Source organism: Cryobacterium lyxosi, assembly GCF_004403345.1.
Taxonomy (GTDB): Bacteria; Actinomycetota; Actinomycetes; order Actinomycetales; family Microbacteriaceae; genus Cryobacterium; species Cryobacterium lyxosi.
The window spans coordinates 36238-55212 of record NZ_SOGT01000001.1; the positions used below are offsets into that span (position 1 = coordinate 36238).

The window sequence follows — 18975 nt, forward strand, 5'->3', positions numbered from 1 at the left end:
GAGGATGCCCACCCTGCCCGACGCCCTGCGGCGCGTGCTGGCGTCGCCGAAATTCGCGGCTGCGCTCACGCTCGCCATTCTGACCACCGCGTTTGGCACCCACCTGCTGCGCAGCGTGGTGGGCTGGCCCGGTCTCATCGGCATTCTCGGCGGCCTCATCGTGCTGGCCGTGCTCTCACTGCTCGCCCGCCGCCCGATCGTGGAGTGGCACGGTCTGTTGCCCATCTCGATCATCGTGTTCGTGGCGTGGTGCACGCTTTCCGGCGTGTGGAGCGGCTATGTCGCCGAGACCATCATCGGCGTCAGTTACCAGATCACCGTGGGGTTCCTCGCCATCTACGTGGCCCTCGTGCGCGACACGTTCCAGGTGGTGCGCGCCACCGGCGACGTGCTGCGGGCGCTGCTCGCACTCTCCATCGTGCTCGAAGTGCTCTCGGGGCTGCTGCTTGACCTGCCGATCGCTTTTCTGGGTGTGGCCGGCAACATCGACCAGCTCGGACCGATTCAGGGAGTGTTCGGCTCCCGCAACGTGTTTGGGCTCATCACCCTCATCGCCGCCGTCACTTTCTACGTGGAGCTCCGCGCCCGGTCCATTCCGCGCGGCCTCGGCATCGGCTCCATGTGGCTGGCCGGTATCTGCCTGGTGCTCACCCGCTCCCCCGTCATCGTGGTTGTCGCCATCTGCGTCACCGTCGCCGCACTCGCCCTTTATGGTTTGCGTCGCACCCCCGTCGACGGCCGACGGATGCTGCAGCTCGGCCTCCTGAGCGCGGCTCTCGTCGCCGCCGGCGCCGCCTGGCTCGGACGCATCACCATCATCGACGCGCTCAACGCCGGCAGCGAGTTCGAGGTTCGCTACTCGCTCTGGAGCGAGATGTGGCGGCTGGTGGAGCTGCATCCGCTCGAAGGCTGGGGCTGGGCCGGATTCTGGCCCCAGGACGTCACGCCCTACGGTTGGATTGAATTCACCACCGGACGCCTGCACGCTACCGGGCTCAATGCCTACCTCGACGTGTACTTTCAGGTGGGACTGATCGGCTTTCTCGCCTTTCTCGCCCTCGTGCTGCTGGCCTTCGTGCGCTCTTGGCTGCTGGCGTCGAACAAGCGCTCGCTGGCGTATGTCTGGGCACCGCTTATTCTCGTGACCCTGCTGGTGACCAGCGCCGCGGAAAGCACCATTCTGTTCGAGTTCGGCTGGCTGCTGCTCGTGATCTGCTCGGTCAAGGCCGCGCAGGGTTTGAGCTGGCGCAGCGCCCTGCCACACAAACCGCACCCCGACGCGCCGTAACCCAAGTGCCCGACAGCGTGAAGCCAAGACCAGTATGGCTAGGCGGGGAAGCGGGCGACCGCTCGTTCAGCAATCTCGATGAGAAGCGCCCGCACCTCGTCCTCGGTGCCGATCAGGTCTCGCTCAGCGCTGAACTGCACCCAATTGCCGGCGATCACGGTATCCAGTGTGCAGAACCCGGAATAGACCTGGCACCCAAACGTGGCCCGGTCGACACCAGCAACGGAGTCCGACACAGTCTGCGCTGAGTCATCCGCGGTCATCAGCGCAGAGGACCGATCAAAGGCCCACTCTCCGCCGGGCAGCGCGGTGATGTAAAGCGGCCAGGTCTGGCCGGTGCTCGCGGGCACCCACGTGCACCCATCTACAGCGACAATCGTTGCGGCGGCATTGTCGATTCCCCACACCTCGCCGTCGCTCTGTCGGCCGATCAAGACTTCTTCGGCCGTGCCGAACGCGGCCCGATATTCGTCGACGGTGGCGTAAACCGCACAGTCAGAGGGCAGAACCCCGGTTAAGGCCGGCGCAGCCCCCACGGGCCCGGACGCTGCAGCGTTTGTCACCGTGCTGACGATGTCGGTGATCAGCGGAGCTGCAAACTCCGCAACGGCCTCATTACTCAGGCTCGGTTCCACAGCGATCCCTCGCGCGATGACCTCGATCCAGTTGTCTCCAACGAGAACATTCACCGAGCAGGTCGAGTCCGCACCGAAAGCAAAGCACGAAACGTTCGAGGCATCTCCAAAGCTGGAACTAGCACCGGTCACGACGTCGGTGTTTTTCTCCGCGTAGGTCGCCCACTGTGCGGTGGCCTCGGGTAGCACCTGAACGCTCACCCAACTCTGGGCGGCTTCTTCGCCGCGCGCCAGGCAAGACGAGCCGCCGAACTGACTCACCGAATACCCCAACGGCGATGCGGATGCCGGCCTCACCATGAGATCGGTCGTCACCGTGGTCGTGTTGAGCACGTTGGCCACCAGCACCGGGGACAGTAGGTCATCGCACGTCAGACCCAATCGCGACGTTGGCTGCGATGCCGCTGCGGCGCTCGTCGCCGCCGACGGTTCAACGGTCTCGATGGCCGCCGGTGCTGAAGCGCATCCGGCCAACACAATTGACGCCGCAATAACGGCCAAAGTCTTCAAGCCCCGCACTGGTCCCCCAAATATATTTACTTGAAACATGCTACTCACTCTCGCCAACGACCGTTGGTCGTCGCTGAGATACGCTTGAAACCGCTCAGCCCAAACGGATACATGCCCGTCCCCGCGACCCTATGCGTGCGTGCCATCCCGCAAAATCAACCCACCCATTTGGGGGCACACGAACGCGTTTTGGCGCCACAGCGGGCAGTAGAGTGGGGAAATGACCAAAATTCGGCCCGAGCAAATGGGCCACAAATCCCTGTTAAGCCGGGGACGCAGCACAAAGCCGTTGCAATACACGCTTCTGGGAGTCGCGGCCGTGGTGGCCGTATCGGCCTGCTTCTTCGCACTGACACCATGACCCTGACACGTCGACGTGACATAGTGGTCACCCACACGTCCTGTCCCGCGGCCTTCTGGGCAGGGACTTTCGTCATAGCCCTGGCCCTAACCTTCTCGACGATGTCCCCAGCGCTCGCCCTCACTGTGCGCTCCGAAGACACCCCAAGCACTGTCACCACAGAACCGGAAACGTCGCCCGAACCGACACCGACCGAGGAGACGGCGTCGACTTCCGAACCGACGCCTACCGAGGAGACGGTTTCGGAATCGCCGGAACCCACTTACTCTGATGCCCCCGATGACTCGGCAACGACAACGCCGACGACGACGGAAACTGAGCCCTCCACCGACACGTGGACTTACGTCGCGCCGAGAACGACCCGTAGATCGACGACTACGACCACCGCCACGCCCACGGCCGAGCCGGAAGTCGTCGTGCAAGTCGCGCCCACCGCAGAGCCGAGCGCAACGCCCACCCCCCAACCGACGCAGGAAACGCTCATCACCGAGGTCGACTACACGTCTGTGTCTTCAGCTGGAGCTTCGCCCCTGGCCGTGGCTGCACTCACGGCCAGCCTCGTGCTCGCGGCTCTACTCGGCGCCTGGGCACTGCTCTACAAGCTGCGCCTGGCCAACCGCCCCACGAACGGGCCCTTCCGCCGCCGCTAGACCAGCCTGATGAACCTGCGTACCATGCAGACCACGCCCCTGCTGGCCGGGCAAAAGCACCCTGATAGCCCGACCTGCCAGCAAAACAGCAGAGCGGGACCGATCTGAGGGGGATGACGAGCCGGACTGTGTCCGAGTCGGTCACTACATCGACGTTGATGGTCGGCTGGAGCGCGCGGGTGCCGCCAATGTCGCCGAGGCCCAGACGAGATCTTCTGGACGCGCGGCCGGCACCATGTGCGACCAATACACCCAGCCCGCCACCAGCGGAAAGGCAAAGCTCACTGACCAGTACCGACACGAGACGGCTGTTGACCTCGTCGCTTGCAGCTCGCCTCAGAGACGCCCGGCCCCGAAGGATCTGCCCCGCGCCCACGCCCAAGCTCCGGACGCGGTGTGGCAGCCGGCTTCGTTCAGTGCGGCTCAGGTCAGTTGTCTTCCCAGTTACGAGCAGATCAAGAGCAGCTTTCACCCGCGAGACGATCGCAAAATAGGCCGCTTCCTATGGGAGGGCTTGGAGAGTGGTGTGCAACAAGTCGATGGCGTCTTTGATTGGGAAATGATGATTGCCGACAAAGAGTCCGTCTTCGTGGATTTTGTCTGCGGCGGGCAGGTCCACGGGCACGATAGACTTCAGGAGGCTCATTACGGGATTCCGGGTGAAGTTGCCTGCCACGATAGGGCGGCACTCGATGCCAGCGGCGTTGAGCGCGGTGACGACTTCGGGGCGTCGTCCGGCGAGATCACCTTCGAGAACGAGTGAGAAACCAAACCAGCTGCTCTCCCCCTGCTCCTGCTGAATACGTACCGTAGGCAGGTCGTTGAACTTTTCGACGAAGTAACGTGCGTTCTCTCGACGGCCGGCGACCAGCGCCGGAATCTTCTTGAGTTGTTCGATGCCCAGGGCGCCAGACATCTCCAGCGGGCGCACGTTATACCCGGGTAGGACGAAGCGAAACATGTCGTCGAACAGATCGCCGCATTTGGCGTGCACGTGGTTGTCGACAGGCAGTTCGCGTGTCCACCCGTGCGAGCGGAGCGAGATCATCTCTTGGTACAGCTGCTCATCATCGGTGAGAATGATGCCACCTTCCATAGTCGAGATGTGATGGGAGAAGAAGGCGCTGAACGTGCCCATCACGCCGGCCGTTCCGGCAAAGAGGCCGGCGTCTTTCGCACCGAGTGACTCGCAATTGTCCTCGATCAGAACGAGGTTGTGCTTGTCTGCCAGCGTGCGGAGCCGGGCGAAATCGTTCGGGTTGCCCAGCAGGTTCACCGCGAAGATGGCTTTGGTCCTGGGCCCTACCGACTGCTCCAGCAGATCGAGGTCCATGTTGAGCGTGTCAACATCAATATCAACGAATTTGAGCGTCAGTCCGTACTGGTGCAGCGGATAGTAGGTGGTCGCCCACGATACGGCCGGCACGAGAACTTCGTCCCCGGCGTTCAGGTCGAACCGCGGGTCGAGAACCGCCGCCGCGATCGCAATGAGGTTCGCGCTGCTGCCGGAGTTGACCATGACGCCGAAGCGGGCGCCAAAGAATGCGGCGAATTCACGCTCGAACTGGGCCACGAGTGGGCCCATCGTAAATCGCCCGTTCTCGATGACCAACTGGAGGGCCGCGTACTCGGCTTCGTCCCAGGATGAGGTGGCGAGAGGGAATACGGGTTCGGCCTGTGCTGTCATGTCATTGTCTTTCTGCGAGCGGGCTGGTCAGGAACTTGGCGTAACTGGCAGCCATGCCAATTTCGAGGGAGGTTGTCGGGTTCCAACCGAGTGCGCGAGCGTGCGTGGAATCGAGGAGTCGTTGCGGCACACCGGACGGCTTCGACGGGGCGAAGACGAAGGAGCCGGTATACCCCACTACTTTCTTCGCCACTTCGTAGTACTCGGCGATGGAATGGTCGGTGCCGCACCCAAGGTTCAATACTTCGGGCCAGTCCTCCAGAGAACCGACCTGAGTCACGAGCCATTTGGCCAGATCGACCACGTAGGTGAACTCGCGGCGCGCCGTGCCATCGCCCCACACTTCGACGGTCGGGTTGCCGGCCACCGTGGCCGCGTGGATCTTCGCAATGGCTGCCGCCACCAGGTGCCCGTGCCCGAGCGAATAGTCATCGTTGGGACCATACAGGTTCGACGGCGCCACTACCCGGTAGCGAAACCCAAACTGGCGACTCGCATACTCGCAGACTTTTCCCGCGGCGATCTTGGCCAGGGAATAGCCCTCGTTGGCCGCCTCGAGCGGCCCGCCGAGCAAGTCGGACTCCACGATGGGCTGGCGAACCTCTGCCGGATAAATCGCGGCGCTGGAGACGTATACCAGCTCGGGTATCTTCAGCTCGATCGCAGCCGACAGAACACTGGAATCGAGCAGCAAATTATCGAGCAAGTACGTGGTGGGCTCGGCGATTTTCGCCTGGATACTACCAACCTTTGCGGCCGCGTGAATGATGGCATCCGGGCGGCTGGCCGCGAAGAACTCACGCGTCTGAGTCCTGTCCCGCAGATCAGCATCCTGCCGAGTGGCCACAATCAATTCATCCAGTGGACGTTGAACACGCCATTCGGCGGCGATGCTCGAGCCGAGCATACCGGCCCCACCGGTCAGTAGTACTCTCAAGTCAGCCAAGCTTTACCGGGGTGTCAACGTAGTGACGACCCTCGATCTCAAGGGCTGCGATATCAGCATCAACCATGATCTCTGCCAGCTTGGGCGTGAGCACCTTCGGGGTCCACCTCAGGAGGTCACCCGCCTTGCCTGGATCGCCGATCAGCGCATCCACTTCGGTCGGGCGAAGGTAGCGTTCATCGAACTTAACGTACTTCTCCCAGTCGAGATTCGCCCGTTCGAAAGAGAATTTCAGAAAGTCCCTGACCGTGTAGCCGGTGTTGGTGGCGAGCACGAAGTCTTCCGGTGTGTCGTGCTGCAGCATGCGCCACATGCCTTCTACGAATTCGGGTGCGTATCCCCAGTCCCGAACCGAGTCTAGGTTGCCCATGAACAGTTCGTTCTGCTCGCCGGCGGCGATGCGCGCCACCGCGCGCGTGATCTTGCGGGTGACGAACGTGCCACCACGGCGCGGTGATTCGTGGTTGAAGAGGATGCCGTTGCACGCGAACATGCCGTAGGCCTCACGGTAGTTCTTGGTGATCCAGTAGGAATACACCTTGGCGACACCGTAAGGCGAGCGCGGGTAGAACGGGGTGTCCTCGTTCTGCGGCGGCGGTGTGGCGCCGAACATTTCAGAGCTGGACGCCTGATAGAACCGGCAGTTCAAGCCACTTGCCCGGATAGCTTCGAGCAAGCGAACCGTGCCGAGTCCGGTCGTGTCAGCGGTGTATTCGGGTTCATCAAAGCTGACGCGAACGTGCGACTGAGCCGCAAGATTATAGACCTCGTCTGGCTGAATTTCATTCAGCAGGGTCACCAACCGGGAACCATCTGTGAGGTCAGCAAAATGCAGGATCAGGCGGTGATTCTCGGCCTGAGATTCCTGATAGATGTGGTCGATGCGGGCGGTGTTGAACGATGACGAACGACGAATGAAGCCGTGTACTTCGTAGCCCTTTTCGAGCAGCAACTCGGCGAGGTAGCTTCCGTCCTGACCGGTGATTCCAGTAATCAGCGCCCGCTTGGCCTGTATCTGAGTCATGTAATTCCGCTCCCCGAAACCAACACGATTCGTTGGGAAACCTCGTGCCGCCCAACGCCGCGTCTGGGTTCAGCATATGTGATCACCGGAGGCAATCATTTCTGGTCGGGTAGTCAATCACCCTGGGACATGAGATGTTTCGTAGCCACCAGCGGTCACTTTCGACTGCCACCAGTGGGTCCGGGGTCCTGACGTGCGCATCCTTTGTCGATCTACTTTGGGAAAACTCAGAGTTGAACTTTGATGATTATTCCAGGACACGTTCGTGGCCACGACATTGGGCGTGGAGTGGCACCTTAATTAAACCGAAGAAGTGTATGGAGGTTGATTCTCTCGAAAAGTCGGGCTCAAATGGCAGCCATCGTCCACCGCACGCACGAATCCGTGACCTGCAGTCTTCCCCGTCGTCCGTATCGAGGCCCCTGGACTCCAAGGATTCGATAAGATCATTTCATGATTGCGCGTTCATTGCGGCAACTCAGATCAATAGAGGACATAGCCGCCAGCACACAATCTCGATGCGAAATGTGGGCAGGGTTCGACTCACTGGATGAGACTAGCTGCGAACCATTAGGTGCGCTCGTGGACGGTGCGGGGGTACCTCATGGTTTCTCGACCAGCACCACTGGATCTGAGGCACCGTCCAATCTCCACGACACGTTTCAAACGCTCTTGGGGGCAGCAGGCACACGCACACTTCTCTACGCTAGTCAGAAGGAAATGAAAATGTCGGGCAGCCAAAGCGAGGCTAAGCATCCAACAACTGTTGAAATCCGTGGTCGGGCATAGGGACATGAGAATGAAAATCCAGTCAATTCAGGAAGTACTCGTTTTTTATCCGTTCTTCCCGACCTACAGGCGCAGCATTCTCGAAACGCTTGCGCAACGGACAGACATCAAATTTAATTTCGCTGCCGGCGTTCAGGGACGCGCGGAAATCCAGAGTCTATCCGTCGACGACTTCCCGCACTTGCATCAGCTACGAACCCGAAAGTTGGGACAGGTCTCCCTGAACCCCGGAGCAGTCCGAATCGCGCTCTGCTCAAAATATGACACCGTGATATTGGCTCCTGCGACTCTCTCCGTCTCTGTATGGTGCATTCTCATCCTCCGCCGACTGAATTCCCGGAACACATATCTCTGGGGACAATGCGGCAAACCAGGCGCAACGGGACTTAAACGACGGACCCAAGAAGTCATGAATCGACTTGCGACTGGACTGCTCGTCTACGGCGAGTCCGAGAGGAACGGCGCGACCTCACACGGTACGCCTGCAACGAAAGTCCAAATTGTTAATAACGCAGTTGAGCACGAAGGCTCAGTAAGTCAACTCGGCCCCACAGAATTTGACGCAACTTCGTCACGCCGAGGAATCGGAAACGATGCTCCGAACCTTCCCATTTCAATTGCCTTCGTTGGACGGATTACGCCCCAAAAGAGGCTCGATGCGTTGGTGGACGCCGTACAACTCCTAAGTCAGAAATACCCGCTCATCACGGCAACGATCGTTGGTGACGGTACAGCACTTCCTGCCCTGCGCCAGCGAGTCAAAACCGGTAAATTGCCCGTTCAATTCCTTGGCGCAATCCATGACTCGGAACGGCTGCGCCAAGTGTTCGAGAGCGCCACCATAGTCGTTGCGCCTTCTGAAATTGGTCTTTTGGCCGTCGACGCCATGCTCCACGGAGTTCCGGTCTTGTATGGGGACAATCCCCTCAAAAATGGCCCCGAAGTAGAGGCGCTCACTTTAGGTGTCAATGCTGCAACATTCACTCCCGGCGATCCGCGCTCGATCGCAGATGCGGTAGAAATGTGGATATCCCGCGCTCCGCACATCAAACCGGCCACATACCGAGAGGCAGCAATCACGGCGCTCAGGACGTGGTCGCCAGAGAGTGTGGCCTTGAATATAGCCGCAGCAGTAGGCTCCAAGACAAGGCATCCATGACAAATCAGGACCCGATAGGGCGACTTGACCATCCTCGGGACGGACTACGGTCGGGTATCCAGATCAGCAATCAAACAAAATTTGCTGTGGTTTTCGTGATTGTAAACCTGCACCTTCTACGGAACCTGTCGCTCCCGCTCTACTTGCTCTTCTACGCACCCGTAGCGCTACACGTTTCGAATCAATTCGTAGTAGCGTTTGTCAATAGATCACAAAACGTCAAAGTTGGCCCTGTGTTTGTATGGTTAACATTGGCTGGACTCGGTCTTCTAACCTCCCTTGCTGTCATTTCACCGAGTGGTGCCTTCAGCGGACTCAGCCGATTCTTATTTTCAGTCCCAATACTCCTCGCCCTTTACCTTTACACGGATGGACTATCCGATCTAAAGAAGCACGTTCACACCTATGTGGTATTCTTTGTTATCGCCGCGATGACTGTGCCCCTGCAATTCTTTATCGGCCCCGTCCCTTGGTTCGCGGATGCCTCAACTCGGGCAGGCTTGGACAGATATTCCTCTCTTCTGGGAAGTCTAACTTCTATCGGAATATCCGTGGGAGCCTACGCAGTCCTCACCCAAGCGTTTTCGCCCAGTCGTCGCTGGATACTTGTGTTGCTGATAGCACTACCTGCGGCAGTTTCCTTGAACAAGTCCGCCATTGCAAATGTTGCACTGGCCGCATTGCTCCTCATCTACCTGAACAGAGCTTCTCTGTCTAAGCTCGTCTTAGGCCTACTCGGCAGCGTATTACTTGCAGGCATCGCGTACAGCACTCTCTCAAGCGTCCAGATGCGCATCGACGCAGTTCTTATCAGCTTTGGAATAAACCACGCTGGAATCGCCAACTATGACCAGTCCGTAAGCGAAAGTCTTTGGGACCGAATATTTTTACTTCCGATAGAGAATTTTGAAGTCCTTAGCCATCTCGGAAGCCCTTTCGTGTACCTGATTGGTGGGGGCTTTGGAATGGCCTCGACCGCGCTGGTCCCCCTAGCCGACTCCATCGCACCCATGGCCCACAATCAGTTCGCGGAAATCGTGACGGTGTTCGGCATACTGGGGGCAGTACTTGCCTTCGGCATGTTACTCATAGTATTGATACGGCTTCACCGGCTATATAAAGCGACGCGGTCCGACGTTATTGGAGCCGTCTCGGTCGCATTCTTACTCTTGCTCGCAAACTCATTCTTCGCTAATGGGACCTTCTACCAGCCTTCCGCCGCTTCTGTGCTGTTCCTCGCCATCTTTGTGAGCGGAATGTCAGTCGGTTCATTCGAAAATCCTCTTGCACGGCAGCCGCCAATACGGCTTTAAAAATCCTGACTAATCATGTTAAACGACAAGTTCACCTTCTCAGCCCCGAATGTCCCAATAATATCGTCGCAGTTGCCAAAATACCGGATGCCTATCACCAGTGAAGACATCGACGCAGTATCAGGTGGGTGACTTGCGGGTACCGGTAATGTTATCGAGGGCAAAATAATTAAGCACGGTCAGCGAACGAACACGAGTCTGGTTTGTTATTCGCGACCGCGGGAAGGATGAGTCAGAACGAAAGTCAGGGCCCAGGCCGTCCGATGTCCCCGGCTTGCACTCGCAGCGAGGCGATCTCGAAATAAGTTCTCACAGCAAGGAGAAACACTTGATAAAAAATCGGATTCATCAAAATAAAATTCCAGCGCGAATAAAGATCTTAGAGTCTGAAAGATCTCCTCAAAGAGACCATAACCCGTACTTCACCATGCTGTTTGACGCGATCGCCAAAACGGACGAACCACGGTGGTTCACATGGAGGAACGCACTGTTGGGCCGCTATGAAATTTTTCATCTTCATTTTCCTGAAACATTTGTTGCCTCTTCGAGCTGCTTTAAGGTTTTCATAAAACGCATACTTCTCGAGGGGTTAATTTTGCGTCTTCGCATATCCCGAATACCGCTAGTTTGGACCGTCCACCACCTGGAACCTTATGAGAAGAACAACAGCGGCGCAGAGAAAGCGCGACTTCGCCTCGAAGGATTGGCTATCCATAAGATCTACCTTCACGCTGGAAGCGGACATGATTCTTCAACCGCGACCACGATCATGATTGGGGAATATCGCAACTGGTTTGAACGTTTTGTGTCAACTGTTCCCAGGAATGAATCGATGTTTTTGTGCTTTGGGTTAATGCGCCCATATAAGAACGTAGAGGCGCTTGTAGACATTATTAAAGCTGGGAAGAATTCTGCGTGGAAGCTTGTTTTAGCGGGCCGCGCGAGTCCCGCGTCCTATGCAGATAGCTTAAGGGCGCGCATTGCAGGTCATCAGAACATTGATGACCGCTTTGCGTATCTTTCAGATGCTGATCTGGTTCGCCTTATACAGACGTCCGCAGTAGTCGTTCTTCCGTATCGCGAAATGTACAACTCAAGCGCCGCTCTGACATCACTTTCACTGGGGACACCAGTGCTGGTACCTGCTAACGAGGCGAACCAACGGCTTCAGGACGAGTTCGGTCCAGAGTGGGTAATAACATATTCGGCAGAATTGTCCGAAGCCGACTTAGCGAAGGCACTCCTCACAAGTACAGGCAGCTCAGAGAATGCCCTGCCGGACCTTTCCAAGCGTTCGTGGAGCGAGATTGGTCAAAAGCATAATCGCGTTTTTGAGCAAGTGCTTGCTGGGACTGCCCCGATTTCAGTTGACTCATAGGGTTAGTGGTTTTAGGCGGCGTTGAGGGCCATATTTATGGTCTCAAACTCGATCGGGGTGAGTTTGCCAAGGCGGCGTTGTCGTCGCCGGCGGTGGTAGGTCCGTTCAATCCACACGACCATCGCCAGGCGGAGTTCGTCCCGGGTGGCCCAGCGTTGCCGGTCGAGGACGTTCTTCTGCAGCAACGCGAAGAACGACTCCATCGCGGGGTTGTCGCCACACGCGCCGACCCGGCCCATCGATCCAGTGATGCCGTTGTTCTTTAGCACCCGGACGAAGGCGTTAGACCGGAATTGCGACCCGCGGTCGCTATGCAGGATCGTCCCCTCGATGGTCCGCTGCCCGATCGCGTTGCGGGCGGCGGCGACGGCCACGGCCAGCGACGCTTTCATTCGTGAGTCGATGGAGTAGCCGACGATCTTGTTCGAGTAGACGTCCTTGATGGCGCAGAGGTAGATCTTGCCCTCGTCGGTGCGGTGCTCGGTGATGTCGGTCAGCCAGAGCTGGTTCGGACGGGTCGCGGTGAACTTCCGTTTGACGAGGTCATCGTGGACCGGCGACCCGGCCTTCCGCGTCAGGCCGCGTTTCTTCGCGAACACACTCCAGAGCCGCTGCTGGGAACGCAGCCGCCAAACCCGGTTTTCGCCCACCGTCAGGCCGGCCTGGTTGAGTTCGTCGGCGATGAACCGATAGCCGAACGCGGGATCGTCGTGGTGGGCGTCCCAGGCCGTGTTGGTGAGGTGCGCGTCGTCCCAATCGCGTTGCGACACCGGGTTACGGACCCATTGGTAGAAGGCTTACTTGGAGAAGTTCAATACCCGGCAGGTCACCGTGACAGGGATCCTGTCGACGGCCAGTTCCAGGACCCGCGGGTACATCATTTTGGGTTGACGTCACGGGAAAGATAGGCCACGGCACGGCGCATGACCTCGGCTTCTTGCTCGAGCAGCCGGATACGTTTCTTCGCATCTCGCAATTCTGCGGACTCCTTCTCGGTCACGTCCGGCTTGACGCCGTCCTCGACGTCGGATTTTTTCAGCCAGTTCATCAGGCAGGACTCCGAAATTCCGAAGTCTTTCGCGATCTGGTTCAGCGCGGCTTCGTGCTTCCGGGCGACCGCGACAACATCACGGCGAAACTCGGGTGGGTAGGGCTTGGGCATGATGACATCTTTCCAGTGAAGACGAATCTCCACAGGTCAGGAGTCAACCAAACCGGGGGCAGTCCCGGGCTCAACCACGCCGGTAGTGGGGCTGAACGATGCAAGTCGCGCATCTGAACAGTAGGGCTCACTCGCACCACAGGTGATGCTCCTCGAAGTGAATATTCAGCATCGGCACTCCGCGCTCGGTTACCGCAGGCCTAATGAAGTCCACTACGGTTATCAGCAGCCAGCATTGGCAGCGTAGAAGAATCCTCTAATTCCGCTGTCCGAAATGCCCGCGGCAGCTCAAACACCGCCAGTACACACTTGCGCGACATGCCCTGCGACAAGGCGATCGCGCGCCCCGTCATGCCCTCAGCGCGGAGTTCGAGCACCCGCTTGGCTTCAATCCTTCGTACCATTATTGATTCCTCCTTCTGCCGCGTGCCTCTACACGCGGCAGAAGGAGCCAAGCAGATGGCCCCGAACGGAAATATTCGGTGGCCCCGAAGCGCGCTACTGGCCACATCACCCCGTCGCCCCGAACGTCAATAACACTGGCCCCACGAGCGCAAATACTCACCATCGCCGTCAGCGAGCTCTGCTCGAGTCTCACAGAAACTCAAACCCGCTATCCGGGCACCGACCTAATCCTGCGATACGCCATCAAAGAACGGCTCTGAGTTACGACAGAATAAATCGACCTAAGACGTCCATGTCAGGACCCCTGTGACCCCTGGAGCCACTAAGACCCATCGTGACCGGGGAAGACGCCCGCATCGGCACCCCACGGGACGTCGAACAACAGACCCCTCGCAACGGAAACGTGCTCTCAAATCGTCCGACGAGCGCTACCTACGAACGTCACTCACCTCGAGTCACGTTGTTGGATCAACCTTGCCAGTTCTTCGGTTACCCGCCATCGACACCACCATCGTGACGAGGTAGGCAACGTCTTGACGAAGTTTGCGGAAAAGGATTACGGCCAAAGTTGTCCAGATGAACCAGGCGCCTGCAAGCACTAGCAATTGAACCATTGGGCTCACACCAGAGCTATCAAGATACAGAGTTCTCAGGAGCTTGCAGACGGCGTACGAAGTAACAAACAGTCCGACAGGTCGGGCGGCGATCGAGAGAAGGGGAGTGACCCTTACACCCGTGCGAGGAACGGCGAATATCGTCCCAAAGATCCAGATCACGAAAAGCCCTATACTGCTGGACAAGGCAACCCATTCAGGTCCGTATGGAACGAACATCACCATCAAGACAATCATCAGCCCTCTGCCAAAGAGTTCTGACCAGAAGAGGTATGCGGTCTTTGCTATGGAAAGAAAGAGCCAATAATAGATGTAGCCGAGGGCTTGAAAAAGGCTGCCCAATGCAAGTATTTCTAGTATTGGAGCAGCCGCAGCCCACTTGGAGCCGAGAATAATCGTAATCAATGGCTCGGAGGCGCTCGCAAGTATACTCAGGACACACACGAGCCCATAAGCGAGACCGAGCTGAATCTTCTGTAGAGGTACATCGAGAGTTCCTGGCGAGAGGCGACTCAGGTAGGGCAAAACGACGCGTGTTAAAGGGGCTGCGAGCTGGTGTACCGGAAGGCTGACCAACTGGAAGGCGCGGTCATAAATTCCTAGAATTGCGGCTCCATGAGTGCGCCCTATGAGCACAGAGTCTACATTCGAACTCGCGTATTTAACCATCTGCGTAGCCAGAGTTGAACCGCCAAACCGGAGCAGGCCCCCAATGTTCCCTTGTCGGTTCGGCCAACCCGGAATCCATTTGCTCGCGATTGCGACAATAAGTAGAGAGACCAATGATCCGGCGACCGTCTGGATTCCAAGTGCCCAATATTCGTAGTCGAGCAGCGCTGCGATAACTGCGATCGCGAGTCCGGCGGCTTGCCCGAAAACATCGCTTAGGGCCAGCGTGCGAAACTCAAGTCGGCGATTTAGCTCGGTTCGGAATTGAACGGCAATTCCGTTAAGCGGAAATGTCGTAGCGATAAGTAGGGTGAGACCAGCGATTTCGGGGCGGTCATAGAAGTTAGCGAGGGGCAAAGCAAGCAAAGCCACGCAGATCCCGGTTATAACCCCGAGGGCTGTGTTTAGCCAAAACAGGTTCGATTTCTGCAGAGAACTCAAATTGAAAGCTTGAAGCGCTGCGAGGGATAAACCGAAATCGCCAATAACGCTGGCTACACCGACGACTGCGGTCACCATAGCTATAAGACCAAAGTCTGTAGTAGATAATAATCGTGAAAGAACAACGAGTGAGGCGATCTGAATAAGATACTTGGCCCACTGCCCACCAAGGAGCATGAGTACGCCATTGCCGAATGTCAAGCGGTTCATTGTGCGTAAGTGTGCATTCTCTATATTTCCATAGGGTCAGGCCGCCTAAAAAACATTACTCGCTGCATAGGTTCTGCATCGCCCGATTCATACACGAACGATGAGCAGAACACTGATGCACTAAGCATATGTGGCCTAATTGGCGGTATTGGATTACGCCAGTCCAAAATAGGAACAGCCTCACCGCGCGGTGACGGACCGATATACGCTATTTCTAACGAGATTTGGGAGTTCGGTCATTCTTCCCCCTTCCGGATTCCTGATCGATGGTGATGAGACCTTGCTGTCGAGCAGATAAAACTTACGACGCGACGCGACGTATCCTTAATTTGATACTCCGCGGGAATTTCCGCCGGGCCGTCCTCTTCGAATTGCGAGAGTGTTAGAGCGACTGCTTCCACTACACCTTCTCCGACGACCCCGGACGTGATCGTGACGCCAGCGTCAAGCGCCTCTGGTCGCTCGATCGCGTCACGGAGAGACACGGCCGAAAAGCTGAGAATAGACGACTCTTCGCTGATAGTTCCGCTGTCTGAGAGCACCAACTTTGCCGATTTCTGAAGTCGCACGTAATCATTGAACCCGAACGGCGTGTGGAATACGAGTTTGCTCTTGAGCGCCTCGGACTGTTCCCCTAAGCGTTTACGCGTCCGGGGGTGGGTAGATACGAGCACCGGAAGTTCGTAAGCTTCAGCGATCTGCCCGAGAGATTCCAATGCCGCCTCCAAGCGTGCAGGATTGTCCACATTCTCCTCACGGTGGAGACTCACCAGGAAGTAGCCGCGGTCTTCCAGCCCCTGCTCCTCCAAAATCGAGCTCGCTTCGATTGCTGCTGCGTTAAGATCTAACACCTCGCGCATAGGAGAACCCGTCAGCACTATGCGGGATGGATGAATCCCCTCGGCCAAGAGATTCCGCCGGGCATGTTCCGTATAGACGAGATTATAGTCAGCGACATGATCAACGAGGCGTCGGTTCGTTTCCTCAGGAACGTTTTCATCGAACGACCGATTTCCTGCCTCCATATGATAAACCGGAATCTTCATTCTCTTAGCCATCAAGGCAGAGATACAGCTGTTCGTGTCACCAAGGACCAAAAACGCATCTGGTCTCTCTATTGTCAAAACGCGTTCTATTTTGGTGAGAATCGAGCCGAGAACGCTACCAAGGGAACTCGTCTCTGCTTCAAGAAAATAGTCCGGCTTTCGGAGGCCGAGGTCCTCAAAGAACACCTCGTTTAATTCATAGTCGTAATTCTGACCTGTATGCACGAGTACATGGTCAGTGTATTTATCCAGCCGCTTGATCGTAGCGGCCAGACGGATAATTTCGGGTCGGGTTCCAACCACTGTCAGAACCTTGAGTCGTGGATTCATTTAAAAGACTGCCTCTGAAATCGTATCTGGAGCTTGGGAAGTGAAAATATCATTGGACCAAAATGACGTAAACAACTCGCCAGGCCCGGTGTTTGTAATCTTGTGAGCCCACATCGTCGGCATGTCAACAGCCATAGGTACTTCGCCGGAGACGTGAAACTCCACAACATTGTCTGTGAAGATGCGACGCATTGCGATTGTGGCGGTGCCGGACAGCACGGTGAACCGCTCAACTTTTCGGCGATGGAAATGATCACCACGACTCATGCCCGGGGCTGTCGTGGAAAACGAGGACTGACTCGTGCCACCGTGCGAACGAAGGATCTCGAAAAAAGATCCTCGTGCGTCCGCGTGCTTTGTTAAGTTTATGGGGGCGAGAGTGCGTAATGTGTAGGACCTATACGTATTGAACAAATTGCGCGAAAATTCCGAGCTAACATCCGGTATCTCACCCCGTTCATATAATCGCGCAATGTCCACCAGCCGTCGAAGCAGATCGTTGACAGTCAGTTGGACCGCCAACTTAGGCGGGGACCCTCCAGCAACGCCGCCAAGCAGTTGATCTGCAGCGTCTTGTGCGTGGAGCAGGCTCAGAAGCGAATCATTCTGGACCGTCGGCTGCTCGCCCCGAGCCAGCAGGTAACAAAATGTTGCCGTGACGGCGTTGTAAAACGGACGCCCATGCTCACCGAAGAGATTCGGCAAAACGACGTCGTGGAACTCAGCGCCGACGGACTCAGCCGCCGTCCTCAGGATCTTTGCCGACCTCGCCTTCGCGATCCCATAAACGCCACTGTTGGCGGCTTGGACAGAATTGGCAAAAACAACTGTTCTCGGAGGCACGGAACAATGCTGAACGGACTCGGCCAATTGCTCCGCGAAGACTACATTGCCTTCCGAGACTTCTTGATCTGATCCCCGATTGACGCCGGCCAGATGGATGACTCGATCCGCTCCCTCGACCGCCCGTACAGAATTGACGGGGTCATACGAGTGCCCCAGAGGGATATTCACTGCATCTGCACCACGCTCTTTTAGAGCAGCGCGCACATGAAAGCCAAGAAAGCCGTTACCCCCAGTCAGTACGACTCTATCAGTTGCCATCAGCGGATATTCCTGTCAGCCGACCCGCCGTGCTCAGTTCAGCACGAACCTCCGGGAGCGTGAGAAGGAGCGCTTGGACTTCGGGAATAGACATTCGGTCAACTGTGTGGGAGTCATAGTCTGAGTACATGACCTGAGAAACATTGCCCTCCTCTACATACAGACTGTAATTCAAGTCCCTATTGTCAGCCCGAATCCGGAAGTAGTCGCCCATGTCTTGAGAACGTGAGAGTTCTTCTCGACTCGCAAGGGCTTCAGACACCTTCTCCGCGTGCCGCGTCCCAATTACGTCGACTTTTACCGAAGACTCGAACAATGCGATCAAGGCCTCGGCCAGGTCCCCAACAGTGCAGGCTTTTGCCTTGCGAATGAATAGATCACCTTGCTCTGCGTTGTGGAAGGCATATTCGACCAAGTCGACGGAATCCGCAAGTGACATCATGAATCGCGTCATATCCGGGTTCGTCACGGTGAGGTTATTGCCGGCCTTGAGTTGGCGGATGAATAGAGGGATGACTGAACCGCGCGAGTACATTACATTTCCATAGCGCACACACGAAACCGTGGTAACTGCGTCAGGGTTATTAAGCCCATGTGATTGCGCGACTTTTTCCATCATCGCTTTGCTCATGCCCATTGCATTCACGGGATATACGGCCTTATCAGTGCTTAGGCAGACTACGGCCTTCACGCCTGCTTGATCCGCGGCGCGAACAACATTCTCACTGCCAAATACATTCGTCTTGACGGCCTCCATGGGGAAAAACTCACACGACGGGACTTGCTTAAGTGCTGCAGCGTGAAATACGAAGTCAACGTCTCGCATCGCCCGTTCTACGCTTAGATAGTCGCGAACGTCACCCACGTAGAAGCGAAGGCGCGAATCGACTATTTCATGGCGCATGAGATCTTGTTTAGCTTCGTCACGGCTCAAAATGCGTACCTGCGAGGCTCCCCGATCCAGAAGTTTCGCAGCGACGGTGTGGCCGAAAGAGCCAGTTCCACCGGTGACTAGAATGCGCTTACCTTCGTATTTGTTCGTCATGCTTTAGCTCTCATTTCAAGTTTATGCTTGCGGCCGTAGCCAATATTTTTTCAATGGTATTTACACCCGGCTGTGATGGCATCGACCTTAGAAAATTCGCCCACCCCTGAATTCAAACTCCGCCCGATACGCATCGGTTGTCACGTGGGCGTCACGAAAGGGTGTCGATCAGTACGTCATGGATTGCGCACGAAGGAGCTCATAAAAGA

The 18975-nt window shown here is 57.0% G+C and carries 13 protein-coding genes and 1 pseudogene; 5 read left to right on the top strand and 9 right to left on the bottom strand.

Annotation, left to right across the window (positions count from 1 at the left end; translation table 11 throughout):
- The first annotated feature begins 4 nt into the window (after positions 1 to 4).
- Complete coding sequence (locus tag E3T27_RS00155; protein WP_134571188.1) at positions 5 to 1288, top strand: O-antigen ligase family protein; 1284 nt, start codon at positions 5 to 7, stop codon at positions 1286 to 1288.
- A 38-nt stretch (positions 1289 to 1326) separates the two neighbouring features.
- On the opposite strand, the gene E3T27_RS00160 is transcribed toward E3T27_RS00155, so the two are convergent.
- Positions 1327 to 2442, bottom strand: a complete 1116-nt coding sequence (locus E3T27_RS00160) for a hypothetical protein (RefSeq protein ID WP_166786036.1) — start codon at positions 2440 to 2442, stop codon at positions 1327 to 1329.
- 348 nt (positions 2443 to 2790) lie between these two features.
- On the opposite strand from E3T27_RS00160, the gene E3T27_RS00165 reads away from it, so the two are divergent.
- Complete coding sequence (locus E3T27_RS00165; RefSeq protein WP_134571190.1) at positions 2791 to 3444, top strand: hypothetical protein; 654 nt, start codon at positions 2791 to 2793, stop codon at positions 3442 to 3444.
- A 502-nt stretch (positions 3445 to 3946) separates the two neighbouring features.
- On the opposite strand, the gene E3T27_RS00170 is transcribed toward E3T27_RS00165, so the two are convergent.
- From E3T27_RS00170 to gmd, 3 genes are read right to left on the bottom strand one after another with little or no spacing between them, the layout of a single operon-like run.
- The gene (locus tag E3T27_RS00170) at positions 3947 to 5131 is read right to left on the bottom strand and encodes a DegT/DnrJ/EryC1/StrS family aminotransferase (protein WP_134571191.1); all 1185 of its coding nucleotides are present in this window, start codon (positions 5129 to 5131) and stop codon (positions 3947 to 3949) included.
- A 1-nt stretch (position 5132) separates the two neighbouring features.
- Positions 5133 to 6068 carry an NAD-dependent epimerase/dehydratase family protein gene (locus E3T27_RS00175; RefSeq protein WP_134571192.1) on the bottom strand — a complete coding sequence of 312 codons (936 nt, stop codon included), beginning with the start codon at positions 6066 to 6068 and terminating at the stop codon, positions 5133 to 5135.
- Between the two features lies 1 nt (position 6069).
- The gene (gene gmd, locus E3T27_RS00180; protein WP_134571193.1) at positions 6070 to 7101 is read right to left on the bottom strand and encodes a GDP-mannose 4,6-dehydratase; all 1032 of its coding nucleotides are present in this window, start codon (positions 7099 to 7101) and stop codon (positions 6070 to 6072) included.
- Between the two features lie 799 nt (positions 7102 to 7900).
- Here gmd and E3T27_RS00185 point away from each other — a divergent pair.
- From E3T27_RS00185 to E3T27_RS00195, 3 genes are all read left to right on the top strand, one after another.
- Entirely contained in the window at positions 7901 to 9049 is a 1149-nt protein-coding gene (locus E3T27_RS00185) for a glycosyltransferase family 4 protein (protein WP_166786038.1), read from the top strand.
- The gene (locus tag E3T27_RS00190; protein WP_166786039.1) at positions 9046 to 10362 is read left to right on the top strand and encodes a hypothetical protein; all 1317 of its coding nucleotides are present in this window, start codon (positions 9046 to 9048) and stop codon (positions 10360 to 10362) included. Before E3T27_RS00185 ends, E3T27_RS00190 begins: the two co-directional genes overlap by 4 nt.
- Before the next feature lie 328 nt (positions 10363 to 10690).
- Positions 10691 to 11740, top strand: a complete 1050-nt coding sequence (locus E3T27_RS00195; RefSeq protein ID WP_134571196.1) for a glycosyltransferase — start codon at positions 10691 to 10693, stop codon at positions 11738 to 11740.
- Positions 11741 to 11751: 11 nt separating this feature from the next.
- Here E3T27_RS00195 and E3T27_RS00200 read toward each other — a convergent pair.
- The 5 genes and pseudogenes from E3T27_RS00200 to E3T27_RS00225 all read right to left on the bottom strand — a co-directional run bounded on the left by E3T27_RS00200 (position 11752) and on the right by E3T27_RS00225 (position 18766).
- Positions 11752 to 12902: pseudogene (locus E3T27_RS00200) on the bottom strand (IS3 family transposase).
- Positions 12903 to 13762: 860 nt separating this feature from the next.
- Positions 13763 to 15241 (bottom strand): lipopolysaccharide biosynthesis protein, encoded by a 1479-nt coding sequence (locus tag E3T27_RS00210; protein ID WP_134571198.1) that lies wholly within the window; start codon positions 15239 to 15241, stop codon positions 13763 to 13765.
- A gap of 236 nt (positions 15242 to 15477) precedes the next feature.
- The gene (wecB, locus tag E3T27_RS00215) at positions 15478 to 16617 is read right to left on the bottom strand and encodes a non-hydrolyzing UDP-N-acetylglucosamine 2-epimerase (protein ID WP_134571199.1); all 1140 of its coding nucleotides are present in this window, start codon (positions 16615 to 16617) and stop codon (positions 15478 to 15480) included.
- A complete protein-coding gene (locus E3T27_RS00220; protein ID WP_134571200.1) occupies positions 16618 to 17721 on the bottom strand; it encodes a polysaccharide biosynthesis C-terminal domain-containing protein in 1104 nt (367 codons plus the stop codon).
- A complete protein-coding gene (locus tag E3T27_RS00225; RefSeq protein ID WP_134571201.1) occupies positions 17711 to 18766 on the bottom strand; it encodes a polysaccharide biosynthesis protein in 1056 nt (351 codons plus the stop codon). The genes E3T27_RS00220 and E3T27_RS00225 overlap by 11 nt, the downstream gene beginning before the upstream one ends.
- Between the last annotated feature and the right edge of the window lie 209 nt (positions 18767 to 18975).